This is a genomic window from Gordonia insulae (assembly GCF_003855095.1).
In the GTDB taxonomy this organism is placed as follows: domain Bacteria; phylum Actinomycetota; class Actinomycetes; order Mycobacteriales; family Mycobacteriaceae; genus Gordonia; species Gordonia insulae.
Genome location: NZ_CP033972.1, coordinates 5609216 through 5635803, shown reverse-complemented (window position 1 = coordinate 5635803; position 26588 = coordinate 5609216). Strand labels below are relative to the sequence as shown.

Genomic DNA, 26588 nt, shown 5'->3' with positions numbered 1-26588 from the left:
GACGTGAGTACCCGGCCCACCTTCGCCGAAGCCAGCAAGGCCCTGTTGCGCAACACAGTTCTCGACGCGCTGCACGAATTGCTCGACGAGAAGGACTGGGCGGCGGTCACCATGGCCGATGTGGCATCGATCTCCGGGGTCAGCCGGCAGACGGTCTACAACGAGTTCGGTTCCCGCAACGGTCTTGCGCAGGCCTATGCACTCCGGCTGGTGGACGAGTTCGTCACACTCGTGACCGGCGCGATCGAGCGCAACGAGCACGAAGTCCATCGTGCCCTGCAGGACGGCTTCGGTGACTTCTTCCGCAGTGCCGCGGAGGATCCGCTCATCCGGTCGCTGCTGAGCGGCGAGGCCAAACCCGATCTGCTCAAGCTGATCACCACCGACGCCGCGCCGCTGATCGCGTCGGCGACCGTCGGGCTCGCGCGAACCCTGTCGGGGTCCTGGCTCGCGCTACCGCACGCCGACGCCGAGCGGATCGGCCGGGCAATCTCCCGCATGGCATTGAGCTACGTCGCGATGCCGCCCGAGGATGATCGAGATGTCTCAGCAGATCTCGGCGCCGTGATGGCTCCCGCGATCATCGCGGCACGACAAGCAGCAGGCGTGGCGGACACGTAGTCACGAGCGGCCCACTTTCACCTCGGCCTCGATCATGATCGACTGCGCGACCCTACGGAACTGTTCGTGGTGACCGTGATGCCCGTACTTCGCAGACAGGCTCGGGTGGGCGGTGTATCCCGCTGCCGCACCGATGACGTTGGCCTCGTGAAGGTAGGCGGGCAGCACATTCTGAATCGTCGGATCGCGTCGCAATCGGTGCACCGTCTCCTGATGCAGAGCCGATGCGGCGCGGAACTTCGTCACGACCACACCGAGTTCGGTGATCGTGCGGCCGATCTCGGCACCGAAGTCGGCGACCTGCCGTTGGATGTGCGGGATCGCGTAGGTGGACAACACATCCGGGATGGTGGGGATCACGTACGCGTCGGCCATCGCGAGTCCATTGAGACTGAACGGACCCACATTGGGCGGACAGTCGATCAGGATGTAGTCGTAGTCGCCGGCGATGGGTGCGACGCCGGTACGCAGTACGTCCACGATCGCGGCATGGTCATCGGCGGCCACCCGCCGCGCACTGAGTTCCTCCTGCAGCTCGATCAGGTCCAGTGAGGACGGGAGCAGATCGACGCCGGTGACCGAATGGACCGGTGAGACGCCCCGCTGCACCGTCTTGTGCAGATCGAACAGGTTCGTCCCGTCGAGCGCGTCGCCGAACAACGTCGCCAGGGTGTGGCCCTGGTCGTTGCACCGCAACCACCGATCCTCGCCGATCATCATGGTGGTGAGATTCGTCTGCGCATCGAGGTCGATGAGCAGGACATGCTTGCCGAACTCCCCGGACAGGAACTCCGCCACACCCGCGGTCAGCGTCGTCTTGCCCACGCCTCCCTTGAGGCTGATGGTCGCGATCACCGTCGGCATGCGCACATCCCGGTCTCATGGCTCGTCCTTTATCCGGTGAGCCTAGCCCGGCAGGCGAATGTCAGTCGTGGAACTCGTTCTTCGGAAGTCGGGGACGAGCTCCGGCCGGCCACCGCCGCCCCGGGACCCGCAGCGTCCACCGGCCAGGCGGGACAGTGAAATCCATCCACCTGCCGTCACCGAGCCACAGCGACCACAGATCCTCGTCCGGAAAATCGCCCACGCGGACGAACAGACTCTGGCCACCCGATCGGGCGGTCATCCACCCCTGGTCATCGGGGTCGTCGACGAAGGTCGCGTCCGAGGCGAGCGCTGCCTCCAGATCGTCGACGCGGTCGGCGCGGCTGACCATCTGTCGTCTCCTGTCAGTCGTCGAAGCGGACAGAGCTCACGGCGGCCGCGATCGATCGGCGGAACGCCGCGCCCTCCCGAGCCGGGGCGGTCCCGGTGGCGTGCAACAAGTACGCGACGTTCCCCCGCCGGTACGCGGCGTAGCGGATCGCGCAGTACCAGGTCTGGTCGTCGCCGACGTAGGTGCCGGTCTGCATGGACGATCCCTCGGTCCGGAATCCGGGTTGGGCGCGAGTGGCCTCCGCCTCCTGCCAGTCGGGCAGGCTGCGGGCCTCGACGAAGGCGTGGTCGATCAGATCCGGCACGGCGACTCCGTGATCGATGACGAAGCGGGTCAGCACGATCGCGATCGTGCCCTCGTTCCCGTGGTCTGCGATGAACAGCCTCAAGTATCCCGGAGCTGTGGCGCTGCGCCAGATGTCGGTGTCGACGTCGATGAGCACCTCACCCGGGATCGACAGTTCGTCGGTGACTCGACGGGCAACGATCGCCATGCGCTGCAATCGTTCGAGGATGGGCGTCGCATCGGGCTGTACGGGGTCGTCGAGGCGGCGTGCCCGTGCCGCACTGTCGTAGGCGAATGTGTGTGGTCGCAAGACCGTGGGTTCCACCAGGCGCGATTCATCGCGGGCGTCGGCCTGGTCGAGGCGATCGGCGTCGGCGGTCATCGCGGGTCACACGCCCGTCGTGGGTCGCGTCGCCGCACACACGCACGTTCGATACGTACCCCCGGGTATTCGGCCACCAGCAGAGGATAGTCAGCTGCGTCGCCGAATGGGGATCACCTAGAGTGCACGGCGTGTGAGATCCGCGATCATGTCCGAAAAGGCCACGAGCGTAATGGATTCGACAGTCGAATCCGCTTCTTTGACAGCACGAACCTGCTGGTCGACGGCATCGTCGAGGGGCCAGCCGTAGGCGCCGCCGGAGATGAGCGGGAACGCGATCGACCGGGCCCCGAGTGCATCAGCGAGCCGCAGGCTTCGGGTGTAACACGACCGGAGGATGGACGACCGGTCCTCGCGAGTCGAGTACACCGGTCCCACCGTGTGGATCACCCAGCGGGCCGGGAGGTCGCCGGCGGTGGTCGCGACGGCCGCGCCGCTCTCGAGTCCGGACGGCAGGGACGTCTCACGCAGCACCCTGCATTCCCGCAGAATGGCCGGTCCGCCGGCGCGATGGATGGCGCCGTCGACGCCACCGCCTCCGAGCAGCGAGGAGTTCGCCGCGTTCACGATGGCGTCGGTGCGCACCGAGGTGATGTCGCCGGTGATGACGTCGATACCGCCCATGGTCGGCAGACTATCCTCCGCTCACACCGAGGTGGGACCGTTCGGACGATTGGCCGACTTCGAACGGAAGAGCATGAAGCCGCCGTAGATCGCGAGTCCGATCAGTGCAATCCAGAAGAGCCCCTTGAGAAGCGGCCCGACCATCGCGAGTGCGAGGAGGACCACGGCGATGATGCCGAGAATCTTCCAGAATCCGAGTTTGTTGCCGGTTGTCCCGTTCGGGGTCATTGATGTGGTCATGACTCCACTGTGGCCTCTCGTCGCCGGGAAATCATCAGGTGACGGGTGAAATCGGGGAAAGATCAGGGGTATCCCTGACGTTGCGACGCCGACCCCTCGTAGGTGGTCGCGGAGCGCGGGAGGGCGACCGGTTCGGTGTACGAGCAACCGAGGTCGTCGGGGGCCGAGAAGCCACACCGGTCACGGAACCAGGCGACGACGATCTCCGCGATACGGCGCCGGGAGCGGCTCATCAAATACCCGTGGGTGCAGTCGTCGAAGGTGTCGTCGTAGAACCACATGTCCAGCGCCGCCCGCGGCACACCGTAGGACGAGAGCAGCGGCGTCGACATCATCGTGGTCGAGAGTCGGACCAGGAAGGTCTCCGACCCGAGTACCTGGATCTGCGCGCAGTCGACGTCCTCGGAGTCGTCACCGCGTGCCCCGGCCGGGCCGATGTCGAGGATCGCCGCGCGCGGCATGTTCCCCATCGATTCGACGAGCCATTTGTCCATGGCCGCCCAATCGACATCCATCGACATGTGCGGGTGCGGTTCGGGCTGCTGGTCGTTCACGGCACCTCCTGTTATCTGGGATGCCCTGAGTGAATCATCGGCCACCGACAGAATCCGCGATCAGTCGGCGAGGATCTCGATGTATGCCGTGGGGATCGACGGGGAATCGACGGGGCCCGTCGTATGGGCACTCGCCGGGCCCGGAACCCGGCCCGCGTCAATCGTCGTCAGCGGTGACCAGCGGTGCCCCGCCGAACTCCCGATACAGCGAACCCACCACGACGATCAGGCTCATCAGCACGCAGAGCCACGTGCTCCCCGGCACGTTCCCCCATCCGACATTGACGATGTCGACGATCGCCCACGTGAGCCCGACGACGCCGACCGCCACGAAAAACACCCAGATGCCGACTCCCTGCATAACTGCTCCTTCTGCTGGCGACACTCCGATCCCGGCCGATCGCCTCACATTCTGTCGTCATCGACGAAACCAGGCGACCGGATCGCCGCGAAGCGCCTTGTCGATGCGCAGTCGCGACGTCTCGGCCAGATCCTCGGGCAGGTCGTCGGGCGCGAACCACCGCACCGCACTGTTCTCGTCGTCGGCGGGATGGGGATCGCCGTCGATGTGACGGGCGAGGAAGCAGACGTCCAGGTATTGCGTCTGATCGCCGTTCGGGTAGGTGATCATCGGCGTCACGTCGACGCTCGTCAGCCGGAGTACCTCGGCCCGCACACCCGTCTCCTCGGCGATCTCGCGCAGCACGGCCCGCGCGGGCTCCTCCCCCGGTTCGAGGACGCCGGACACCACCGCCCACTGCCCCGTGTCGACGCGGCGGGTGAGCAGGATGCGGCCGTCCTCGGCGCGCACGACCGCGCTGACCCCGGACAGCCACAGCGGGTCATGGCCCACATGTCGGCGGAGGGCGCGGATGAAGTCGGGAATCGGCACACCGACATCCTGCCCTGCCGCGCGACGGTTCCGCCGGTCGATGGGCGCGGACGGGCTACTCCGACGAGCCCGCCCGCTCGGCCACGACGTGCTGAATACGGAGGTAGTAGTCGCGCTGCGCCGGATAGTAGTCGTCGAAGTCGATTGCGCCCGGGTCGGTTTCGTCGATCGCCGCGGACAGACGGTCGAGGTAGTACTCCCACCCGGGTCCGGTGTTCTCGATGGTGGTCGGGTCGTCGATGATCTGGCTGAGGGTGAGCGTGGTGACCCCATCCGATTCCGCGAGTTCCACGATCAGGTCCCAGGTCCCGAAGTCGTCGGTGGTGTGGACCCGCAACAGCCGCGGCGGTTCGCATGCGCGGATGTCGTAGCGGGTCGGTGTCATGTTCTCCTCGCCTTCGGCGTTCATGGTGAACGCGACGTGCCCCTGCTTCGGGTCACCGCTGTAGAAGCCGATCCAGCGGGCGAGTCGATCGGATTCGGTGACGGCGGCCCAGACGTCGTCGATTCCGGCTCGGTAGGTCCTCGTGAAGGCCACGGCATCACCTTCGGCACGGACCCGATGCTCACCGGTGGGGATGGGTGTCATGCGGACTCCTCCTGTTCGTCGACGAGCGCCGTCGTGCGGCGTTCGCGTTTGGTGCGATGCACCTCGGTGTCGAGTGCATCGAGCATCGAATCGTCGATGGGCGGGCGGGCCGCATGGCGCGCCGACCGGAGTTCATGAACGAACTCACGAACCTCGTCGAGTGGCGTCGCGTCGAACCGATAGTGCCGTTCGCGTCCCCGCTCATCGGCGACGACCAGCCCCGCCTCGGCCAGTACCCGGAGATGCCGACTGACCGCCGGTCGGGAGATCGGATGGTGCGCGGCCAGCGCCTCGCGGAGGTCGACGACACGACAGGGACCGTCGGCGAGCGACCGCAGAATGCGCCGGCGGACGGGGTCGGCGATCGCGTCGTACACAGCCACACCCCGAATGGTAACCCATCGGTTACCAATTGTCGGGGTTCCGATCGAGGATGGCCGAAGACACGTCGTGGAATACTCGGCCCGTGCGCCATCCTTGAACCGAACATGGCCAAGAGATTTGTCGCGACCGCGTACGGCGATCCGGCCGAGGTCCTCGACCTCGTCGATGTCACGATCCCCGATCCGGGACCCGATCAGGTCGTCGTCGAGACGCGGGCCATCGGACTGAACCCCATCGACGTCAAGAGCGTGCGGGGCTACGTCGGCGCGGACGAATCGCGGTTGCCGCTACCGATCGGCTACGAGGCGGCAGGCGTGGTGACCGCGGTCGGCGACGGCGCCGCAACCACTGCGGGGCCGTTGGCCGTCGGCGACGAGGTCATCGTCTACCGCGCGGTCGGCGCCATCGCGGACACCCTGCTCTCCTCGACGCGGGCCGTCCACGCCAAGCCGCCGACCCTCGACTTCCCGCGCGCGGCCGGACTGCTCCTCGTGGGTGTGACGGCCGCGGACGCCGTGGGGACTGCCGGAATCGCGGACGGCGACCTCGTGCTGATCCACGGCGGCTCCGGCGCGGTGGGCTCCATCGCGATCCAGCTCGCGGTCAAGGCGGGTGCGACCGTGATCGCCACCGCGAACACGGCCAACCACGACCAGGTCCGTCGACTCGGCGCCGCGCCCGTCGCGTATGGCGACGGCCTGCTCGACCGCATCCGTGCGGTCGCGTCCGGGTCGATCACGTCCGTCATCGACACCGTCGGCAATGACGAGGCGATCGACGCCTCGCTGGCGCTGGTCGACAATCCGGGAAAGATCGTCAGCGTCGCGGCGTTCGGTCGCGCCGCCGACGGGATCGTGGTGGTGAACGGCAGCACCCCGGAGAGCAAGAGGTACCGCACCGAGGCGCTCGACGGACTCATCGCCGACGCTGCGTCCGGGGTACTCGTCACCGAGGTCGCCAAGACCTTCCCGTTCACCGAGGCGCCGACTGCGTTGGCGGAGCTCGCCGCCGCCCATCCTCGCGGCAAGTACGTCCTCCTGCCCTGACCGATTCACCCGTCCCCAGATTCCCAACCGAAAGGAAGATCCGAATGTCGGTTCCCACAATCACTCTCAACAATGGTGTCGAGATCCCCCAGCTCGGTTTCGGCGTGTTCCAGATTCCGCCGGCCGATACCAAGGCGGCCACGTCAACCGCCCTGGAGGTGGGCTACCGGCACATCGACACCGCCGAGATGTACGGCAACGAGAAGGGTGTCGGCGAAGCGGTTGCCGAGTCGGGCATCCCGCGCGACGAGGTGTTCATCACCAGCAAACTCAACAACGGATTCCACGCCTATGACGATGCGCTGAAGGCGGCCGATCAGACGCTCACCGATCTCGGAGTCGACGCGGTCGACCTCTTCCTCATCCACTGGCCCTTGCCCGGCGTCGGTGATTTCGTGGAGACCTGGCGGGCACTGGAGAAGTTCCACGCCGACGGCAAGGCGCGCGCGATCGGCGTCTCCAATTTCCAGCGTGCCCATCTCGAGCGACTGTTCGCCGAGACCGACACCGTCCCGGCGGTGAACCAGATCGAGGTACACCCGTATCTGTCGCAGAACCCGTTGCGCGCGTTCAACTCCGATCACGGCATCGCGACCGAGGCATGGTCGCCGATCGCCCAGGGCGATGTGCTCGACGACCCGGTGATCACCAAGATCGCTCAGGAGAAGGGCCGCAGCCCGGCCCAGGTCACGTTGCGCTGGCACATCCAGCGCGGCGACATCGTGTTCCCGAAGTCGGTCACCCGCTCGCGGGTCGAGGAGAACTTCGCTCTCTTCGACTTCGACCTCTCGGTCGAGGACGTCGCGGCGATCGACGGGCTCAACAAGGATCGTCGGCGCGGACCGGATCCGGACGAGTTCAACCGCATCCCGTAGGGCCGGGCCCGGTCGGCCGCGGACCGCGGCCGACCGAGCACAATGGCGTCATGAGGATCTCCCAGCGCGCCGACGCCGTGGCACCGTTCTACGCGATGGAGTTCGGCAAGCGGGCCGCCGAACTCGAAGCCGCCGGCCACGACGTGGTGAAACTCAGCATCGGCGAGCCCGACTTCGGCGCGCCGCCGGCCTTCCTCGCCGCGATCCGCGACCTCACCGACGGCCGCTCCCTGGCCTACACGGAAGCGTTGGGTCTGCCGGAGTTGCGTACGGTGATCGCGGACTTCAGCGGCACCCGGTTCGGCGCCGAGGTCGACCCGCGCCGGGTGGTGGTGACGTCGGGCGCATCGGCCGCCCTTCTGCTCAGTTGCGCGGCACTCGTCGACCCGGGCGACGAGGTCCTGGTCGCCGATCCGTCCTATCCGTGCAACCGGCAGTTCGCCGAGAGCTTCGGTGCCCGGGTCCGGCTGATCCCCACCAGCCCGGCGACGCGCTTCCAGCTCACCACCGAGCTCGTCGGGCAGGCGTGGGGCGACGCCACCCGCGGAGTGATGGTCGCGTCACCGTCGAATCCCACCGGGACGTCGGTGCCCTACGACGAACTCGCCGATCTGTGCGCCGACGTCCGCGACCGCGGCGGATGGCGCATCGTGGACGAGATCTACCTGGGTCTCGCCGATCCGGACATCGAGGGCCGTCGCGCGCGGAGCATCCTGACCGCGGACCCGGACGCGATCGTGATCAACAGCTTCTCGAAGTACTTCGGCATGACCGGTTGGCGTCTCGGCTGGTGCATCGTCCCCGACGATCTGGTGCCGGTGATGGAGCGTCTCGCGCAGAACTTCTACATCTGCCCGCCGACACCCGCGCAGCACGCGGCGCTGCAATGCTTCACCAATGAATCGCTCGCCCTGACCGAGGCGCGGTGCGCGGAGTTCCGCATCCGACGCGACCTCGTGGTCGACGGTCTGTCGCGCATCGGCCTCGACGTCCCGGTGGCTCCCGACGGCGCGTTCTACGTCTACATCGACGTCGCGAGCACGGGCCTGACGTCGTTCGAGTTCTGCGACCGGGCATTGCGGGAGGCGCATGTCTCCCTCACTCCGGGAAAGGATTTCGGCCACCACACCGCCGACGACCACATTCGCCTCTCCTATGCGGCGTCGACCGATGACCTGACCGAAGGTCTGCGCCGGCTCGGCGAGTTCGTCGCGGGCCTCGCTGCCTGACGTCTCCGGCCTGGCGTCTCCGGCCTGGCGTTTCCGCCGTGGCGGTCTTGTCGGTGGGCCACGCCACACTGTGTCCATGAACGCACCCACGCCTCCGCCGCGCGACGACCGGTTCACCGAGGAGCCGATCGTGATCCACCCGGCGGAGTTACGCGCCGCGGCCCCGCCGCCCCGGCATCCGGCGCAATCGTGGCCTCCGCAATCGTGGCCCCCGCAACCGTGGCCCCCGCAATCGTGGCCTCCGCAACCGGCGTGGCCGCAACACCATGGACCGCCGCCGACGCATGCGCAGCTCCCCGGACCGGGTCATCCGCCACACCCGGCCTACGGACCGCCCCCGGTCTTCGTCACCACCACCGTCAACACCCCGATCGTCGTGCGCACCAGCTCGTGCCCCCACGCGCTGCATCTCGTGCTCACGCTGCTGACCTGCGGACTGTGGTTGCCGATCTGGATCATCGACGCCATCGCCCGGGGCTGAGCACCGGGAACCTAGACTGCAGCTCATGAGCAGTCCGACGATCGAACCCCGGCGGATCGGACCGGCCGTCGACGAGGCCGTCCTCGCGGCGATCGCGGGCTCGCCCCGGATGCCCGGGGTGGTCGCCGGCGTGACCACCGACAAGGCGGTCGTGGCCCTGTCATCGGCGGGCGTACGCGCGATCGACGACTCCGATGAGATGACCACCGACAGCATCTTCGCGATGTTCTCGACCACCAAGGCGATCACCGCCACGGTCGCGCTGCAACTCGTCGAACAGGGCAGCCTCGACCTCGACGCGCCTGCGCAGGAGTACGCCCCGGGCCTGCGTGACGTCGCGGTACTCGACGGCTTCGACGACGACGGGAGTCCCCGCCTGAGGCCGCGCGCGACCGCGATCACGACACGCCGACTACTCACCCACACAGCTGGATTCGGCTATGACTTCTTCAATGAGAACTACCGGCGCCTGACCCGCGACCATGGTGTGCCCGGCGTCATCAGCGCGACGATGTCCTCACTGGACACCCCGCTGCTGTTCGATCCGGGCACGAGGTGGGAGTACGGCAGCAACCTGGACTGGGTGGGCCTGGTGATCGAGGGCATCACCGGACGTCGACTCGGCGACGTCATGTCCGAGACCGTCTTCGCACCCCTCGGCATGTCCGACACGTCCTTTGCCCTCACCGCCGACATGGCCGGGCGGCGGGCGCTGCTGCATCATCGGCGCGACGACGGATCACTCAAGGCCAACCACAGGTGGCGATTCCCCGAGGAGCCGGAGGTCCAGATGGGCGGTCAGGGTCTTTATTCGACCGTCCGCGACTACCTCGCGTTCATTCGGATGTGGCTCAATGACGGCCGGTCCGATTCCGGCGAGCAGATCCTGCGGCCCGAAACCATCGCCGAGGCCGAGCGCAGCCATCTCGGCGACCTCTCGGTGACCGCGCTGCCCGGCGTCCAACCCGCGCTGTCGCATGACGTCGACTTCTTCCCCGGCATACCGAAGTCGTGGGGGCTGAGCTTCATGATCAACGACGAGGACGCCCCCACCGGCCGTCCGGCGGGATCGCTCTCCTGGGCCGGGCTGGCCAACCTCTATTACTGGATCGATCGCCGCACCGGGATCGGCGGATTCTGGGCATCTCAACTCTTCCCATTCGTCGATCCGACCGCACTCGGCTCCCATCTCGCCTTCGAGTCGGCGGTGTATCGCAGCCTTCGCCCCTGACACCGCAGCCGTGTGAGCTGCGATGTCGCGGCTGCGGCGACGATGCAGACCAGCAAATGTGCCCGCTGTCTCACAGTGAGACGGCTATGACCTGTTCCACAATGTTGTATCGGAAGCGCTTCAGTCCAGCAGGTCGGCACCGCGCCGGCCCATACGAGGAGGCGCACATTGAGCAGGCAGAGCTTGACCAAAGCCCATGCGAAGATCACCGAGTTGTCCTGGGAGCCCACCTTCGCCACCCCGGCCACCCGGTTCGGTACCGACTACACATTTGAGAAGGCCCCGAAGAAGGACCCCCTCAAGCAGATCATGCGGTCGTACTTCCCGATGGAGGAGGAGAAGGACAACCGTGTCTACGGCGCCATGGACGGCGCCATCCGAGGCAACATGTTCCGGCAGGTCCAGGAACGGTGGCTGGAATGGCAGAAGTTGTTCCTGTCGATCATCCCGTTTCCGGAGATCTCGGCCGCCCGCGCGATGCCGATGGCCATCGACGCCGTGCCGAACCCGGAGATCCACAACGGACTCGCGGTACAGATGATCGACGAGGTTCGTCACTCGACGATCCAGATGAACCTCAAGAAGCTGTACATGAACAACTACATCGACCCGGCCGGCTTCGACATCACCGAGAAGGCGTTCGCCAACAACTACGCGGGCACCATCGGCCGCCAGTTCGGTGAGGGTTTCATCACCGGCGACGCGATCACCGCCGCCAACATCTATCTGACCGTGGTCGCCGAGACCGCGTTCACCAACACCCTGTTCGTCGCCATGCCCGACGAGGCCGCCGCCAACGGCGACTACCTGCTGCCCACCGTGTTCCACTCCGTCCAGTCCGACGAGTCGCGACACATCTCCAATGGCTACTCCATCCTGCTGATGGCGTTGGCCGATGAACGCAATCGCCCTCTGTTGGAACGTGATCTGCGTTATGCGTGGTGGAACAACCACTGCGTCGTGGATGCAGCGATCGGTACCTTCATCGAGTACGGCACCAAGGACCGTCGCAAGGACCGGGAGAGCTACGCCGAGATGTGGCGTCGGTGGATCTACGACGACTACTACCGCAGTTACCTTCTGCCACTGGAGAAGTACGGCCTCACCATTCCGCACGATCTCGTCGAAGAGGCATGGAACCGCATCACCAACAAGCACTACGTGCATGAAGTGGCGCGATTCTTCGCCACCGGCTGGCCGGTCAACTACTGGCGCATCGACGCCATGACCGACAAGGACTTCGAGTGGTTCGAGGAGAAGTACCCCGGGTGGTACAACAAGTTCGGCAAGTGGTGGGAGAACTACAACCGGCTCGCCTACCCCGGCCGCAACAAGCCCATCGCGTTCGAGGACGTCGACTACGAGTACCCACACCGCTGCTGGACCTGCATGGTGCCCGCGCTCATCCGCGAGGACATGGTCACCGAAAAGGTCGACGGCCAATGGCGGACGTACTGCTCGGAGACCTGCTACTGGACCGACGCGGTCGCGTTCCGTGACGAGTACGAGGGTCGCGAGACACCGAACATGGGTCGGCTCACCGGGTTCCGCGAGTGGGAGACCTTGCACCACGGCAAGGATCTCGCCGACATCATCAAGGATCTGGGCTATGTGCGCGATGACGGGAAGACGTTGATCCCGCAGCCGCACCTGAACCTCGATCCGAAGAAGATGTGGACCCTCGACGACGTGCGCGGCAACGTGTTCAACAGCCCCAACGTGCTGCTGAACGAGATGTCCGACGCGGAGCGCGAGGCGCACATCGCGGCGTACAAGGCGAACCCGAACGGCGCCGTTCCCGCCTGAGTGACCGCGGCCGCTGGTCGGGTCACACCCTTCCGCTGGTCGAGTAGCCACGAGCCGCTAGGCGAGTGGTGTATCGAGACCACTTGAGCCACAAGTGGTCTCGATACGATCCTCGCCTGGCGGCTCGGATCTACTCGACCAGCGGAACGCGGCTCGGATCTACTCGACCAGCGGAACGCGACTCGGATCTACTCGACCAGCGGAACGCGGCCCGACCAGCGGAACACGCACCGAGATCGACCGGCGGTTCAATTCACAGACAGGAGTTCCCGTGGCCGACACACACCACATCAAGTTCGAACCGGTCGACATCGAGATGGAGGTCGGCGAGGACGAGACCATCCTCGACGCGGCTTTCCGGCAGGGCGTCCACCTGATGCACGGATGTCGGGAGGGTCGGTGCTCGGCGTGCAAGTCATTCATGCTCGACGGCGACGTGCAGATGGACGACTACTCCACCTTCGCCTGCAACGAGGCCGAGGAGGCCGAGGGGTACGTCCTGCTGTGCCGGTCCTACGCCTACAGCGATTGCGAGATCGAACTCCTCAACTTCGACGAGGAGGAACTGCTCGGCGGCGCACCGATTCAGGACGTCCGGACCCGAGTCACGGCGATCGAGCCGATGACCAAGGACATCGTCTCACTCCGGCTCGACGTGGTGAAGCCGGAGACCTTCGAGTTCAAACCGGGCCAGTACGTCGACCTGTCCGTGCCGGGCACGGATCAGACCCGATCCTTCTCCATCGCGACCACCCAGAGCACTCCGGACAAACTGGAGTTCCTGATCAAGAAGTATCCGGGCGGGCTGTTCGCCGGCATGCTCGAGGACGGCCCGACCGGGATCTCACCCGGCGACGAGATCATGGTCAACGGACCCTATGGTTCGTGCACGCTGCGCACCGGTCATGTCCTGCCGATCATCTGCATCGGCGGCGGCGCGGGCATGGCACCGCTGCTGTCGCTGCTACGGCACGTCAGCGAGACCGGACTGAACCGACCGGTGCGCTTCTACTACGGGGCGCGCACCGCGGCAGACCTCTTCCGCATCGACGAAATCCTCGCTCTCGGAGAGAAGTTGGACGACTTCGAGTTCATCGCCTGTCTGTCGGAGAGCGCTTCCGACGCCCCCGAATCGTTTCGTGTCGAAGAAGGAAACGTCACCGACATCGTCAACGACGCCGAACAGGACCTGGCCCGAACGGAGGTGTATTTCTGCGGTCCCCCACCGATGGTCGACGCTGCGCTCGCGCTCGCCGAGCAGCACTCGGTTCCCCGGGACCAGATCTTCTACGACAAGTTCACCAGCCCGGCATTCGACTAGAAGTCAGCCCTCGAACGACAGGATCGAAAGGTATGTCCGCACCAGCAGTACCGGAATCATCAACACCGGCACCGTCACCGCAACGGGAACGCAGTTTCCCGTCCATCGAGTTCACCGACGCCGAGGCAGGCGCCAAGGTCTTCCCCAGCAGCAAGAGCCGCAAGTACAGCTATTACACCCCGGCCAAGAAGCGCGCGACGATGTACGAGGACGTCACGGTCGACGTCCAGCCCGATCCCGAGCGGCATCTCACCCAGGGCTGGATCTACGGCTTCGGCGACGGTCCAGGCGGCTACCCCCAGGAGTGGACGGCTGCGAAGTCGAGCAACTGGCACGCCTTCCTCGACCCCAACGAGGAGTGGGAACAGACGATCTTCCGCAACAACTCCGCGGTCGTGCACCAGGTGGACCTGTGCCTCCAGAACGCCAAGCGCGCCCGCGCATACGACGGCTGGAACTCCGCGTGGCTGACCTTCATCGCACGCAATCTCGGTGCCTGGATGCACGCCGAGAGCGGCATGGGGTTGCATGTGTTCACCTCGATCCAGCGCTCGGGTCCCACCAACATGATCAACAACGCGGTGGCGGTGAGCGCGGCCCACAAGTTGCGCTTCGCACAGGATCTCGCATTGTTCAACCTCGACCTCTCCGAGGCCGAGGAGGGATTCGACGGCCAGATCCACAAGGAGGTCTGGCAATCCGCACCGGAATGGCAGCCCACCCGCGAGGCCGTCGAGCGGCTCACCGCGATCGGCGATTGGTGCGAGTTGCTGTTCGCCACCAAGATCGTGTTCGAACAGCTCGTCGGCTCGCTGTTCCGCTCGGAGCTGGTGATGCAGGTGGCCGCCCGCAACGGTGACTACATCACGCCGACGATCGTCGGCACCGGCGAGTACGACTACGACCGCGATCTCAACTACTCACGGGCGCTCTTCCAGATGCTGTCACGTGATCCCGAGCACGGCGCCGCCAACCGGGAGCTGTTCGGCCGGTGGATGGCCGAATGGGTGCCGCGCTGCCTCGACGCCGCGCGCGCACTGCAACCGATCTGGTCGCAGCCGGCCGACAAGTCGGTCACCTTCGCGATCAGTCTCGAGAACGCGAAGACCCACATGCGCGACGTTCTGACCGCCATCGAAGTCGATATCCCCGAGGAGTTGAAGCAGTGAGCACCATGCAGTTCGGATCCGAGACAGAGTTCTCCAACATGTGCGGCGTGACCCTCATGAACACGCCCATCGGGCGCGTCGTGGCCGACGTGATGGGGTCCAAGGACGACGTCGAACTCACCGAGTACCCGTCGATGATCCGCGTCGACGGAGTCAACCGCCTCGACTTCGACTACGACGAACTCACCGACGCCCTCGGCCAGGAGTTCGACGGATCGATCTTCGAGGAGATCAGCTCGACGCACTACGGACGCATGGTGCATCTCGACGATCGCACCATCCTGTTCGCCAGCCCCGAGGACGCGGCCGAGTTCATCGGCTTCGACCTCACCGCGTCCTCATAGCGGCCTGAACTCCCGCCTCCGGGGGTGTCCGCAAGTCCCCCGGCGGCGTGGTCCAGGCCACTCGACCTCCCGCACCAACGACGTCCCACAACCGGTGGGCCACAACCAGTGTCACAGCCAGACGACAGACAGCGAGCGAACCGATGTACGAAAAGAACGGCGACAAATACTTCATCGTCGATGCCCACGTCCATCTGTGGGATGCGCGCGCACGTAATCTGCGCAACATCCACGGCAAGCAGTTCATCGACTGCTTCTACGACTATCACCGCAATCTCAGCCCCGAAGAACAGGTCTGGGACTACGAGACCTACTGCTACTACGGCCCCGAGCGCCTGATGCGGGATCTGTTCGAGGATGGCCCCGCCGACCACGCCATCTTCCAGGCGACGATCCTGAAGGATTTCTACATCAACGGGTTCGCGCAGGTCGACAAGTCTCTCGAGCTGTGTCGCAGCAACCCGGACAAGTTGACGTACAACCACGCCTACGATCCGCGGGACGGTGAGGAGGGCCTCGAGCAGCTGCGCCGCGACGCGGAGTCGATGCACCTGCAGGGTGTGAAGCTCTATACCGCCGAGTGGCACGGCGATTCGCGCGGCTACAAGCTCGACGATCCGTGGTCGCGGCGCTATCTCGAGGAATGCATCAACCTCGGGATCAAGAACGTCCATGTGCACAAGGGCCCGACCATCCGCCCCCTCGATCGCGATGCGTTCGACGTCGCCGACATCGACAAGGTCGCGACCGACTACCTCGATCTCAACTTCATCGTCGAGCACGTCGGCCTGCCCCGGTTGGAGGATTTCTGCTGGATCGCCACGCAGGAGTCGAATGTGTACGGCGGTCTGGCGGTCGCGATCCCGTTCATCCACACCCGCCCGCGCTATTTCGCGCAGATCATCGGCGAACTCATGTACTGGATCGGCGAGGACAAGATCCTGTTCGCATCCGACTACGCCCTGTGGACCCCGCAGTGGCTGGTGGAGCGCTTCGTGGACTTCCAGATCCCCGAGGACATGAGCGAGTATGCGCCGCTGACCGTGAATCAGAAGAAGAAGATCCTGGGACTCAACGCCGCGGCCCTGTACCCGAACATCAAGGTTCCCGACGAGCTGCAGATCCCCACGGATGCCGCCGATCCCGGTGCGGAGGTGGCGGCCGGCGCCAAGGATGCGGTGAACGCATGACCGCCGTCGCCGATCGCCGGGCCACACCGTCGACCATGGTGGAAGCGGCGATCGCCGCACTGGGCACCGTGGTCGATCCCGAACTCGACGAGCCGATCACCGATCTGAACTTCGTGCGGTCGATCCTCGTCGACGACGAGGGCATCACCGTGCACCTGCGACTGCCGACATCGTTCTGCTCGCCGAACTTCGCCTATCTCATGGCATCCGACGCACAGGACGCATTGCAGCAGCTCGACGATGCGGGCCTCGTCCGGGTGATGCTCGACGATCACCACGACAGCGACAAGATCAACGCCGGTCTCGCCGCCGAGGCAGGATATCTCGGCACTTTCGGGGTCGAGGCGGACGAGGGTCTCGACGACCTGCGGGCGACCTTCGTCCGCAAGGCGCACACGGCGGCGATGGAGCGTTGTGTGTCGGATCTGCTCGCGCGGCACGAGGTCACGCCCGACGAGATCGGACACCTGACCCTGCGCGATCTCCCGCCCGGGCCCAAGAAGTCGGCGTTGCTGCGTCGCCGGGCCAACGTCGGACTCAGCCTGTGCCCCAACAGTCTGGTCCTCGTCGGCGACGACGGCCAACCGGTATCCCCCGACGATGCCGGGATGCGGCTGCGGTTCGCTCGCTCGGTCCGGATCTCCATGGAGGGCAACGGCCATTTCTGCCGCGGCTTGCTCGCCACCCGCTACGCCGACGACGCCGACTGCGACGGCAGATCCGGCCCAGTCATCACCGACCTCAGAACACACAGGAGTGCATCATGAAAGCCGTCCAGGTCATCGGCTACCACGACAAGCTGCAGCTCAACGAGATCCCCGATCCGACCGTCACCGGTCCGCTGGACGTGATCGTGAAGATCGGCGGTGCCGGTGTGTGCCGCACCGATCTGCACATCCTCGAGGGTCAGTGGGCGGAGAAGAGCGGGGTCGCCCTGCCGTACACGATCGGTCACGAGAACGCCGGCTGGGTCCACGCCGTGGGCGACGCGGTGTCCAACGTCGCCGTGGGCGACAAGGTGATCCTGCATCCGCTGGTCACCTGTGGGTTGTGCCACGCCTGCCGCGACGGCGACGATGTGCACTGTGAGAACAGCGATTTCCCCGGTATCGACACCGACGGCGGGTACGCGGAGTACCTGAAGACGACCGCGCGCAGCGTGGTCCGCATCGACGACTCGCTCGAACCGTCGGACGTCGCCGCCCTGGCCGACGCCGGGCTGACCGCCTATCACGCCGCCGCGAAGGTCGCCCGGACGACCCGTCCCGGTGATGTCTGCGTGGTCATCGGCGCCGGGGGCCTCGGGCACATCGGCATCCAGGTGCTCAGCGCGATCTCCGGGGTGACGATCGTGGTGGTCGATCGCAACCCCGCCGCAGTCGACCTCGCCGTCGAGGTCGGGGCGCATCAGGGCATCGTCGCGGATGGCGCGCACGCGCCGGGAGCGGAGCCGGCGGGCGTACCGAGCCACGTGGAGAAGGTGCTCGAGCTGACCGACGGCAAAGGCGCGCAAGCGGTCCTGGACTTCGTCGGCGAGGGCGGCGCGACCGCGGAGGGCATCGCGATGCTGCGCCGCGCCGGCAACTACTTCGTCGTCGGATACGGCGAGAACATCGACGTCCCCACCATCGACGTCATCTCCACGGAGATCAATTTCATCGGCAATCTGGTCGGGTCCTACAACGACCTCACCGAGCTGATGACATTGGCGGCGCAGGGCAAGGTCACCCTGCACACCACGAAGTACGCCCTCGACGACTTCCAGCAGGCCATCGACGATCTCGACGCCGGCCGCGTACGGGGACGAGCCATCCTCGTCCCCTGATCACCCCATCCCGATCCTGCATCCCATAGTCCGCAGGTCAGCCCCGATCAGTTCATGATCACCCACGAAAGGTAGATACCCATGGCCAAAGAGTTGCGCTACAACGCCGAAGCGCGGCTACGGCTGGAACGGGGCGTCAACGCCCTCGCCGACGCAGTCAAGGTCACCCTCGGCCCCAAGGGTCGAAATGCCGTCCTGGAGAAGCTCACCGGACCACCCACCATCACCAACGACGGTGTCACCATCGCTCGCGAGATCCAGCTCCGCGATCCGTTCGCGAACATGGGTGCCCAGCTGGTCAAGGAAGTCGCCATGAAGACCAACGGTGTCGTCGGTGACGGCACCACCACCGCAACGGTTCTCGCGCAGGCGATGGTCCGCGAGGGTCTGCGCGCGGTTGATCAGGGCGCGAACCCGATGCGGGTACGTCGCGGTATCGAACGTGCGGTCGCGACCGTCATCGACGGGCTGAGCGACCAGGCCGTCCAGATCGGGGGGCGCAGCGACCTCGAGCGGATCGCGAGCCTGGCGGCCAGCGACGACGACGTCATCGGTGCGGTGATCGCGTCGGCCGTCGAGCACGTGGGCAAGAACGGGGTGATCACCACCGAGGAGAGCGACACCCTCGGACTGTCTGTGGACGTCGTCGACGGCATCGAGTTCGACCACGGCTACATCTCCGGCTACATGGTGACAGATCACGAACGGATGGAGGCGGTGCTGGACAACCCGGTCGTGCTCCTGACGAACAAGAAGATCTCCACGGTGCAGGAGATCATGCCGGCCATCGAGTCGGCCAAGCGCGCCGACCGGCCGCTGCTCGTCCTCGCCGAAGACGTCGACGGACCGGCACTGCAGTTGCTGGTGGGCGGCAACATGCACAAGACGATGCAGTCGGTCGTCGTCCGCGCGCCGGGCTTCGGCCATCGCCGGGTCGCCGAACTCGAGGATCTCGCGGTCGCACTGGGCGGACAGGTCATCGCCAAGGACACCGGACTGGAGCTGTCGGAGGTGTCCGTCGCACACCTGGGCACCTGTGATCGCGTGACGGTCACCGAGAACGAGACGACCATCGTCGGCGCACACGGCGATCAGGCGCTCGTCGACGCGCGCGTCGCGCAACTGGAGGCACAGCTGCGCCGGGCACGGATCGACGCGGACCACGACAGTCTCGAGTTGCGCATCGCCCGACTCACCGGGCGGGTCGCGGTAATCCGGGTCGGCGGCTTCACGAGTGTCGAACTCAAGGAACGCATGCTGCGCGTGGAGGACGCGCTCGCAGCGACGCGGGCTGCAGTCGAGGCAGGCATCGTCTCGGGTGGCGGAACCGCACTGGCACAGGCGCATCGGGTACTCGAGGCACTGGTCGCCGAGGGCGACGAGGCGGTCGGGATCGACGTCGTACGCCGTTCCCTCGCCGAGCCGCTGTTCTGGATCGCCACCAACGCCGGCTACGACGGCGACGAGGTCGTCAAGGTGGTGGCGGGGCTGCCCATCGGCCACGGTTTCAACGCGTTGTCCGGTGAGTACGGCGACATGTTCGACGAGGGCGTGATCGATCCGTGCAAGGTGACCCGCGCCGCCCTGGAGAGCGCCGCGTCCATTGCCGCGTTGCTGATCACCACCGAGACCGCGGTGGTCGAGGAGGTGCTGACACATCCGGGTGCGATCGAGGCGCCCGGGTTCGGCGACCTCGCCGAGGGGATGGTGCGTCCCTCGAACATCTACTGACTGCGGATTCTCCCCCAGCTGGGCCGGCCGCGGTCCGAACTCGGTTCGCGGCGTTGATCGCGGCCGGCCCTCCCACCTGGCCTGTTATCTGTGCACGTCAGTCCAGGTTTCCCGAGTCGTATAGACTCGAACCGATGTGAGATCCACATCACATAGGAGTTCGTTTTTCTGTGAGACCTCAGCCCAGCTCCCAGACCGAGATGCCCGCGCAGATCGCTGCCGCACGTGAGCGATTCCTGACCGATGACAACATCGCCGCAGGCGTGCGCGAGAGCATCTCCACGTCCTGGCGGCGGTCCCGTGCTTTCAACGTGCACGCCGACCGTCTCGAGTTGCCGTTCGTCCGTGAACCCAACCTGGAGAGTCCGCTGGTGTCGGCGGCCCGCCCGATCATCCGGCAGCTGGCCGACGATCTGTCCGCCGAACCGGTGAGTATCGTCCTCACCTCATCCGACGGCGTCGTGCTGTCGCGGGCCAGCGCACATCGTCCCCTTCTCCGCATGCTCGACGACGTGAGTCTCGCACCCGGCTACAGCTACAGCGAGGAGCACGCCGGCACGAACGGCATCGGCACCGCGCTGGAGAATCGCCAGGCGACCCTGGTCCGCGGCTCGGAACACTACGCGGGGTGCCTCGCGCAGTTGTCCTGTGCCGGTGTGCCGATCGTGCACCCGGTGTCCGGCGCCGTCGTCGGAGCGCTGGACCTGACCGGACTCGCCGATGACGGCGGACCGTTGCTGCTGTCGCTCGCGAAGTCCGCGACCGCCCAGATCGAGCAACGCATGCTGTCGCAGGCGAGCGAACGCGAATCACGCTTGCTCAATGCATATCTCGCGACCTGCCGCCGGGCGCCGCAGATGATGGTGCTCGCGATCGCCGGCGACATCGTGCTGATGAATCAACGCCTGCGTCTCGCCGTCGACCCCCAGGACCAGATCTCGCTGCTCGAGAACGCGGTCGACCAGACACTCGAGTCGACGACGTCTCGCCGGGTGAGCACGTTGGCGAGCGGTCGCGTCGCGCGTCTGTCCCCGGTGCCGGAGTACTGGGACGAGCAGTCGGGGATGGCCGTCTTCCATGTCCACCTGCTCGACACCGGTGAACCTCGTGGTCCGCGAACGTCCACACGGCGGCCGGGGACGATGTTGCCGGGCGTCGTCGGACGCAGTTCGTCGTGGCAGCAGAGTTGCGACCGGGTGGTCCGTTACGTCGGGACCGGTGAATGGATCGCGGTCTCCGGCGAACCGGGTTCCGGCCGATCGACCGTCCTGCGCATGGCCGCCGTCCACGGCCGCGGCACCGTTCGGGTGTTCTCGGCCCAGGACTTCGAGCTGCCCGCCACCATCGATGCGCTCGGCGTCGAGCTCGACCGCGAGGACTTCGGTGTCGTGCTGCGCGACGTCGACCGGCTGGACGAAACGACCCTGGCCGCGGTCGCCGGCCTGTTCCAGGGTCGCGAGGAGTCGGGCTGGGTGGGAGTCACCATCGGCGAGGGCGCCGGTGGCGACACCGGCGGCTCGGACGCCGCGGCGATCCTGCTCCCGTTCTTCACCCACACGGTGACGATCCCGCCGCTGCGTCATCGGATCGAAGACCTGCGCGAGCTGATCCCGGTCCTGCTGCGCCAACTGACCCGCGGTCGCGAGCTGACCGTCTCCGCCGAGGCCATGCGCCAGCTCAGCAAGTACAGCTGGCCGGGCAACGTCGCCGAGCTCCGGCAGATCCTGCGCGAGATCGTCACCCACCAGCGCTCCGGGGTCATCGACGTCGGGCAGCTACCCCCGTCCTGCCGTTCACTCAGCCGGCACACGCTCACCCGGATCGAGGCGCTCGAACGCGACGCGATCGTCCGGTCCCTCGAGGAGAACGGCCGCAGCAAGGCGGCTGCCGCAGCGGCACTGGGCATCTCGCGCGCGACGATCTATCGGAAGATCAAGGAGTTCGGCATCGACATGTGAGCCGTCGGTGTCCGGTGGCGCCGCCCCCGACCTGCGGCGCCACCGGGTCCCGGCTACGAGATCGCGCTGTGCGGCAACGGCTTGCGCCACCGCACGATGCGGATGCCGATGCGATCGTGGCGCGAACCCGACCAGGCGACGTCCAGTCCATGCCGGTTCAGCACGCCGACGATCTGCTCGGCCAGTAATGTCTCGGTGCGCTCGTACGCGGTGTGTTCGGCATCGACGTCTCCCTCCGACATCGCATCGAGCAGCGAGTCCGGCAGGGTCGGATGTGGACGGAATGCGCTGTAGCCCAGGTAGAGGACGGCGTCCTCGTCGGCCAGGCGTTCGGCATCCTGTTCGTGGAAGTAGACGTAGGCCCATTCGCGGAATTTGTACCAGTCGTCGCGATCCGGCTCCGGCGTACGCTCCCCGTCGATCGCCTGGGTGGCGCATCGGGTGCAGCAGGAGAAGTTCATCCGGGCCAGCACACCGTCGGCGTCGAGTTCGTCGAACGCCGCACGCAACCGCGCATAGTCGCCGTCCTCGGTCCATCGCTGTTGCGCATCGGCACGTTCGTCCCACAGTCGCCGGACCTCGACAACTGCCGCGTCGGGCGGCTCACCGACGTCCTCGGCCCAGTCCCGCGCGTCCGCCTCGATCTCGGTGAGCCCGGTGAAACCCGGGATCAGTCGTGACCGGACCAGATCACGCAGGTCGGTGAGATGCGGTGCCTGCATCGGTGCTCCCATCCACGGGGTCTGCATGGTCATTGGACGCCGACCCAGGCCCTGCGGTTCCGCGTTCGCAGCAGTTGGTCCGTTCGGATGACACCGGGGTGGGCGTAGTGTCTCGGGCGTGCGCTTCTCCGACGAACGCGCGGCGCTCGCTGCCGCGGCTCACCGACTCGCCCGCGAGGGGATGACCCACGGCACCGGCGGCAATCTCTCCGTCCGAATGGGCGACCGCGTCGTGCTCACGCCGTCGGGATGCCGGCTCGCCGACGTCACCGCCGACCAGATGGTGGTCGTCGACCTCGACGGTGTGGTGGTCGAGGACACCACGTTCCGTCCGACCTCGGAGCTCCGCATTCATCTCGACGTCTACCGGCACACGTCGGCGACGGCCGTCGTGCATGCCCATCCCGTCGCGTCGATCGCCGTGGCCAACATCGTCGACGACCTCCCCGTGGTGCACTACACGGCGGCACTGCTCGGCGGATCCATCCGGGTCGCGCCGTATGCAGTGTTCGGCAGCCGCGCGCTCGGCGACGGCGTGGCCACCGCGCTGTCCGATCGAACGGCCGCCCTGATGCGCAACCACGGGTCGGTGGCCTACGCCGACGATCTCGACACCGCATGCGACCGAATCGAACTCGTCGACTGGCTGGCCGATGTCTACCTGCGGTCCGCGGCGGTGGCCCCGCCGGCGACCCTGGACGCCGACGACATCGTCGAGGTCGTGGTCGCCGCGACCGAGCGGCAGTACACACCGTTCCCCGGGAGGAAGTCATGAGAATCGCCACCTTCGGCGCACACGTGCTCGACGTGTTGGCCCAGCCGGTCGACGAGATCCCCGCCGGCCAGGGTGCTGCCCTGGTGCAGAACATCCGCATGTCGGTCGCGGGCCCGGCCGGCGGCACCGCGATCACCCTCGCGAAGCTCGGTGTCGAGGTCTACACGGTGGGTGCGGTGGGCGCCGACGATCCCGGCGACCTGATGACGACGGTGCTCAACCGGCACGGCGTGAACACCGATCACCTCGTCACGGTGGACCAGCCTACCTCGATGAGCATGCTGCCGATCCGCAGCAACGGCGACCGGCCGGCACTGCACCTGCCCGGCGCGAATCTCGCCTACCCGCTCGCCGACGCGCCACTCGAGTTGCTGACCGGCGTCGACCACGTGCACATCGGCGCACCCGAACTGCTGAACCCGCCGGAACTGGCGGCGCTGCTGGGCGACATCCGCGCCGTCGGCATCACCCTGTCCGCCGACATCCTGGCCGATGGTGACCCGGGCCTGCTCGCCTGGATCGAACCCGTTCTGCCGCACCTGGATTACCTCCTGCCTAACGACGACCAGGTGCGCGGGTTCACCGGCGAGAGCGACCTCGTCACCGCATCCCGTCACCTCATCGACCGCGGCGTGACATGCGTGGCCGCCACCGCGGGTGCGGACGGCGCCTACGTGGTGACCGCCGACGACGTCGAACACGCACCCGCCCACGAGGTCACCGTCGTCGACACCAGCGGTTGCGGAGATTCCTTCTCCGCAGGCTTCCTGGCCGCGCGCGGGCACGACCTCGGACTGCTCGACGCAGCCCGGATCGGTTGCGCCGTGGCGGGAATCGTCGCCACCGGACTGGGCAGTGACCATGGCGATTTCACCTGGTCGTCGATCGCCGACTGACCCCCCACGTCGATCGTCCGGTCGACCCCCAGAAATCTGGGCGCAGAACTCCACCGAAGATCGGGATGGGAATCGGTCAGCGCACGAGCGAGTCTCGTGTGTATGACCACACCGACCCCCACCACCATTCGTATCAACCCGACGAGTTGGAACGCCGGGTTCCGCTTCGACCACGCCCAGCTGCGTCCGGCGCCGCGTGAAGTCCTGACCGTCGCCGGGCAGGCCTCCGTCGCCGACGACGGCAGCGTGCTGCACGACGGTGATGTCGCGGCGCAACTCTCCCTCGCCGTGCACCACATCGAGGAGATCCTGGCGCGCGTCGACATGACCCTCGCGGACGTCTTCTCGCTCACCGTCTACACCACCGACATCGCCGCGACCCTGGCCGCGTACGAGGCGCTCACCGAACGCCTCGACGCGCACGGCGCGACGCCGCCTGCCGCCCTCGTCGGAGTCGCGGCACTCGCCCTGCCCGGACTCGCCGTCGAGATCACCGCCCAGGCCGGTCGCTGACCGCCGCTCTCGCACAGTCTTTCGTGCCGGCCGCAGGTCGCTGCATCGAGCGTGGTCTCGATACGCCCCTCGCCTGGCGGCTCGTGCCTACTCGACCAGCGGAAAGCACTGTCTGACACAGACTCCCGCTGATCGAGTAGCCAGCGGCGGGCCTTCCCGCTGATCGAGTAGGCAGCCGCGGCGACGTTCCGCTGATCGAGTAGGCAGCCGCGGCGACGTTCCGCTGATCGAGTAGGCAGCGAGCGTAGCGAGCCGCCGTATCGAGATCACTTCCACCACAACCCCTCACAACCCCTCACAACCCCTCACAACCAGGAGAACACCATGTCCCTCACCACCCCTGACGCCGCGACGATCGTCGGCCCCGTCCTCACCCCCGGAGACGCCGGATACGCCGAAGAGCTCGCCGGATTCAACGTCGCGACGGTCCAGGCGCCCGACGTCGTCGTCGGTGCCACGTCGGCCGACGACGTCGCCGCCGCGGTCCGCCACGCCCGCGCCCATGGACTCCGCATCGGCGTCCGCGCCACCGGCCACGGACCGGTCGTGGAAGGCCACGGCCTGCTGACCATCACCACCAGCCGGATGACCGAGGTGACGGTCGACCCGATCGCCCGGACCGCCCGCGTCGGCGCCGGGGCGCGTTGGCGCGACGTGATCGCCGCGACCGCGCCACACGGACTGACCGGGCTCGTCGGATCGTCCTCGTCGGTCGGCGTCGTCGGATACACGCTCGGCGGCGGACTGAGCCCCCTCGGACGACAGTTCGGCTACGCCGCCGATCGCGTTCGCAGCATCGAGGTCGTGACCGCCGACGGCACCGTCCGGACGGTTGATGCGGGGGCGGGGTCCGATCTGTTCTGGGCTCTGCTCGGCGGTCGGGACGGTTGCGGGATCGTGACCGCGCTCGAGTTCGACCTCGTCGGCCTGACCACCCTCTACGGTGGCGGCATCTATTTCGCCGGTGGCGCGGCCGAGCAGGTCCTGCATGCATGGCGACGATGGGCACCGACCCTCCCGGAAGAGGCAGGAACCTCGGTGGCCATCCTGCGGCTGCCGCCGGACCCCATGCTCCCGCCGCCCCTCCAGGGCCAGATCGCCGTCCACGTGCGGTTCACCTATACGGGGGATCCCGCGGTCGGTGCGCAGTTACTCGCCCCGATGACGTCGGTCGGACCGGTGCTGCTGCAGAACGTCGATGTGATGCCGGTGGCCGCGCTGGACGCGGTGCACATGGATCCGCCCGGGCCGATGCCGAGCATCGAACGCGGCAGCACCGTGCGGGACCTCCCGGCCGACGCCGTCGACGCGATACTCGCCGTGGCCGGGCCGACGGTCGCGAGTCCGCTCGCCATCGTCGAGATCCGGCTGCTGGGCGGGCGACTGACCGCACCCCAGGGTGTGCCGAACTCGGTCACCGCGCGATCGGCGTCCTACAGCGTCCTCGCCATCGCCGTGCCCGCGGGGCCTGCCGCTGAGCTGGCCGGCCCACACGTCGGCGCGGTGAACGCCGCGGTCGCACCATGGGCCGACGGCGGGCTGCTGAACTTCGCGGGGTCGACACCGGCGGCGGACCTGCCCGGGCTGTGGTCGACCGATGATCACGATCGGCTCTGTGCGATCCGCGAGCGTCACGATCCGGGCGGGATCTTCCGCCGGACCGTCTGATCGCGTTCCGCCGATCACGAA

30 protein-coding genes are annotated in these 26588 nt (G+C 66.8%); 19 read left to right on the top strand and 11 right to left on the bottom strand.

The features are described from left to right. Nucleotides 1-3 precede the first annotated feature (3 nt). Entirely contained in the window at nt 4-621 is a 618-nt protein-coding gene (locus D7316_RS25405) for a TetR/AcrR family transcriptional regulator (protein WP_124710728.1), read from the top strand. Here D7316_RS25405 and D7316_RS25400 read toward each other — a convergent pair whose 3' ends face one another. The 10 genes from D7316_RS25400 to D7316_RS25355 form a co-directional block, all read right to left on the bottom strand. Continuing rightward, a complete protein-coding gene (locus D7316_RS25400) occupies nt 622-1485 on the bottom strand; it encodes a ParA family protein (RefSeq protein ID WP_124710727.1) in 864 nt (287 codons plus the stop codon). A 61-nt stretch (nt 1486-1546) separates the two neighbouring features. Next, complete coding sequence (locus tag D7316_RS25395; RefSeq protein WP_124710726.1) at nt 1547-1837, bottom strand: hypothetical protein; 291 nt, start codon at nt 1835-1837, stop codon at nt 1547-1549. A 13-nt stretch (nt 1838-1850) separates the two neighbouring features. Then, nucleotides 1851-2504: an LpqN/LpqT family lipoprotein gene (locus D7316_RS25390; RefSeq protein ID WP_124710725.1), complete on the bottom strand. Its 654-nt coding sequence runs from the start codon at nt 2502-2504 to the stop codon at nt 1851-1853. Between the two features lie 117 nt (nt 2505-2621). Beyond that, nucleotides 2622-3128: an O-acetyl-ADP-ribose deacetylase gene (locus D7316_RS25385; RefSeq protein ID WP_124710724.1), complete on the bottom strand. Its 507-nt coding sequence runs from the start codon at nt 3126-3128 to the stop codon at nt 2622-2624. A gap of 21 nt (nt 3129-3149) precedes the next feature. Continuing rightward, nucleotides 3150-3368, bottom strand: a complete 219-nt coding sequence (locus D7316_RS25380; protein WP_124710723.1) for a hypothetical protein — start codon at nt 3366-3368, stop codon at nt 3150-3152. Nucleotides 3369-3430: 62 nt separating this feature from the next. After that, nucleotides 3431-3922, bottom strand: coding sequence for a hypothetical protein (locus D7316_RS25375; RefSeq protein ID WP_197718299.1), 492 nt, complete (start codon nt 3920-3922; stop codon nt 3431-3433). 157 nt (nt 3923-4079) lie between these two features. Then, nucleotides 4080-4283, bottom strand: a complete 204-nt coding sequence (locus D7316_RS25370) for a hypothetical protein (RefSeq protein ID WP_124710722.1) — start codon at nt 4281-4283, stop codon at nt 4080-4082. Nucleotides 4284-4340: 57 nt separating this feature from the next. Continuing rightward, nucleotides 4341-4814, bottom strand: coding sequence for an NUDIX hydrolase (locus tag D7316_RS25365; protein ID WP_124710721.1), 474 nt, complete (start codon nt 4812-4814; stop codon nt 4341-4343). 55 nt (nt 4815-4869) lie between these two features. Beyond that, entirely contained in the window at nt 4870-5403 is a 534-nt protein-coding gene (locus tag D7316_RS25360) for an SRPBCC family protein (RefSeq protein WP_124710720.1), read from the bottom strand. Further along, nucleotides 5400-5786 carry an ArsR/SmtB family transcription factor gene (locus D7316_RS25355; RefSeq protein WP_124710719.1) on the bottom strand — a complete coding sequence of 129 codons (387 nt, stop codon included), beginning with the start codon at nt 5784-5786 and terminating at the stop codon, nt 5400-5402. The genes D7316_RS25360 and D7316_RS25355 overlap by 4 nt, the downstream gene beginning before the upstream one ends. 105 nt (nt 5787-5891) lie before the next feature. Here D7316_RS25355 and D7316_RS25350 point away from each other — a divergent pair, with 105 nt between their 5' ends. The 14 genes from D7316_RS25350 (at nt 5892) to D7316_RS25285 (ending at nt 21993) form a co-directional block, all read left to right on the top strand. Then, a complete protein-coding gene (locus D7316_RS25350; protein WP_124710718.1) occupies nt 5892-6833 on the top strand; it encodes an NADP-dependent oxidoreductase in 942 nt (313 codons plus the stop codon). A gap of 44 nt (nt 6834-6877) precedes the next feature. Continuing rightward, entirely contained in the window at nt 6878-7708 is an 831-nt protein-coding gene (locus D7316_RS25345; protein WP_124710717.1) for an aldo/keto reductase, read from the top strand. Between the two features lie 50 nt (nt 7709-7758). Beyond that, nucleotides 7759-8937 carry a pyridoxal phosphate-dependent aminotransferase gene (locus D7316_RS25340; protein WP_124710716.1) on the top strand — a complete coding sequence of 393 codons (1179 nt, stop codon included), beginning with the start codon at nt 7759-7761 and terminating at the stop codon, nt 8935-8937. Nucleotides 8938-9013: 76 nt separating this feature from the next. After that, nucleotides 9014-9418, top strand: coding sequence for a hypothetical protein (locus tag D7316_RS27575; RefSeq protein WP_232017077.1), 405 nt, complete (start codon nt 9014-9016; stop codon nt 9416-9418). Nucleotides 9419-9443: 25 nt separating this feature from the next. Next, nucleotides 9444-10649, top strand: coding sequence for a serine hydrolase domain-containing protein (locus D7316_RS25330; protein WP_124710715.1), 1206 nt, complete (start codon nt 9444-9446; stop codon nt 10647-10649). Between the two features lie 168 nt (nt 10650-10817). Beyond that, nucleotides 10818-12455, top strand: coding sequence for an aromatic/alkene/methane monooxygenase hydroxylase/oxygenase subunit alpha (locus tag D7316_RS25325; protein WP_124710714.1), 1638 nt, complete (start codon nt 10818-10820; stop codon nt 12453-12455). Between the two features lie 271 nt (nt 12456-12726). Beyond that, nucleotides 12727-13776, top strand: a complete 1050-nt coding sequence (locus D7316_RS25320; protein ID WP_124710713.1) for a 2Fe-2S iron-sulfur cluster-binding protein — start codon at nt 12727-12729, stop codon at nt 13774-13776. Between the two features lie 32 nt (nt 13777-13808). Further along, nucleotides 13809-14945 (top strand): aromatic/alkene monooxygenase hydroxylase subunit beta, encoded by a 1137-nt coding sequence (locus D7316_RS25315; protein WP_124710712.1) that lies wholly within the window; start codon nt 13809-13811, stop codon nt 14943-14945. A 5-nt stretch (nt 14946-14950) separates the two neighbouring features. After that, nucleotides 14951-15289, top strand: a complete 339-nt coding sequence (gene mimD, locus D7316_RS25310) for a propane 2-monooxygenase effector subunit MimD (RefSeq protein WP_197718397.1) — start codon at nt 14951-14953, stop codon at nt 15287-15289. 143 nt (nt 15290-15432) lie between these two features. Then, nucleotides 15433-16479 (top strand): amidohydrolase family protein, encoded by a 1047-nt coding sequence (locus D7316_RS25305; protein WP_124710710.1) that lies wholly within the window; start codon nt 15433-15435, stop codon nt 16477-16479. Then, entirely contained in the window at nt 16476-17246 is a 771-nt protein-coding gene (locus D7316_RS25300; RefSeq protein ID WP_124710709.1) for an iron-sulfur cluster assembly protein, read from the top strand. Before D7316_RS25305 ends, D7316_RS25300 begins: the two co-directional genes overlap by 4 nt. Further along, nucleotides 17243-18304 (top strand): NAD(P)-dependent alcohol dehydrogenase, encoded by a 1062-nt coding sequence (locus tag D7316_RS25295; protein WP_124710708.1) that lies wholly within the window; start codon nt 17243-17245, stop codon nt 18302-18304. The genes D7316_RS25300 and D7316_RS25295 overlap by 4 nt, the downstream gene beginning before the upstream one ends. Before the next feature lie 81 nt (nt 18305-18385). Beyond that, nucleotides 18386-20035 (top strand): chaperonin GroEL, encoded by a 1650-nt coding sequence (gene groL / locus D7316_RS25290; RefSeq protein WP_124710707.1) that lies wholly within the window; start codon nt 18386-18388, stop codon nt 20033-20035. Nucleotides 20036-20235: 200 nt separating this feature from the next. Next, nucleotides 20236-21993 carry a sigma-54-dependent Fis family transcriptional regulator gene (locus D7316_RS25285; RefSeq protein WP_124711573.1) on the top strand — a complete coding sequence of 586 codons (1758 nt, stop codon included), beginning with the start codon at nt 20236-20238 and terminating at the stop codon, nt 21991-21993. Nucleotides 21994-22046: 53 nt separating this feature from the next. On the opposite strand, the gene D7316_RS25280 is transcribed toward D7316_RS25285, so the two are convergent. Next, complete coding sequence (locus tag D7316_RS25280) at nt 22047-22715, bottom strand: DUF6891 domain-containing protein (protein ID WP_124710706.1); 669 nt, start codon at nt 22713-22715, stop codon at nt 22047-22049. A gap of 118 nt (nt 22716-22833) precedes the next feature. Here D7316_RS25280 and D7316_RS25275 point away from each other — a divergent pair, with 118 nt between their 5' ends. The 4 genes from D7316_RS25275 (at nt 22834) to D7316_RS25260 (ending at nt 26567) form a co-directional block, all read left to right on the top strand. Beyond that, on the top strand, nt 22834-23490 hold the full coding sequence (locus tag D7316_RS25275; protein ID WP_124710705.1) for a class II aldolase/adducin family protein: 657 nt from the start codon (nt 22834-22836) through the stop codon (nt 23488-23490). Further along, a complete protein-coding gene (locus D7316_RS25270; RefSeq protein WP_124710704.1) occupies nt 23487-24386 on the top strand; it encodes a carbohydrate kinase family protein in 900 nt (299 codons plus the stop codon). Before D7316_RS25275 ends, D7316_RS25270 begins: the two co-directional genes overlap by 4 nt. Before the next feature lie 102 nt (nt 24387-24488). Then, complete coding sequence (locus D7316_RS25265; protein WP_124710703.1) at nt 24489-24899, top strand: RidA family protein; 411 nt, start codon at nt 24489-24491, stop codon at nt 24897-24899. Nucleotides 24900-25223: 324 nt separating this feature from the next. Then, nucleotides 25224-26567, top strand: a complete 1344-nt coding sequence (locus tag D7316_RS25260) for an FAD-binding oxidoreductase (protein ID WP_124710702.1) — start codon at nt 25224-25226, stop codon at nt 26565-26567. Nucleotides 26568-26588: the final 21 nt, after the last annotated feature.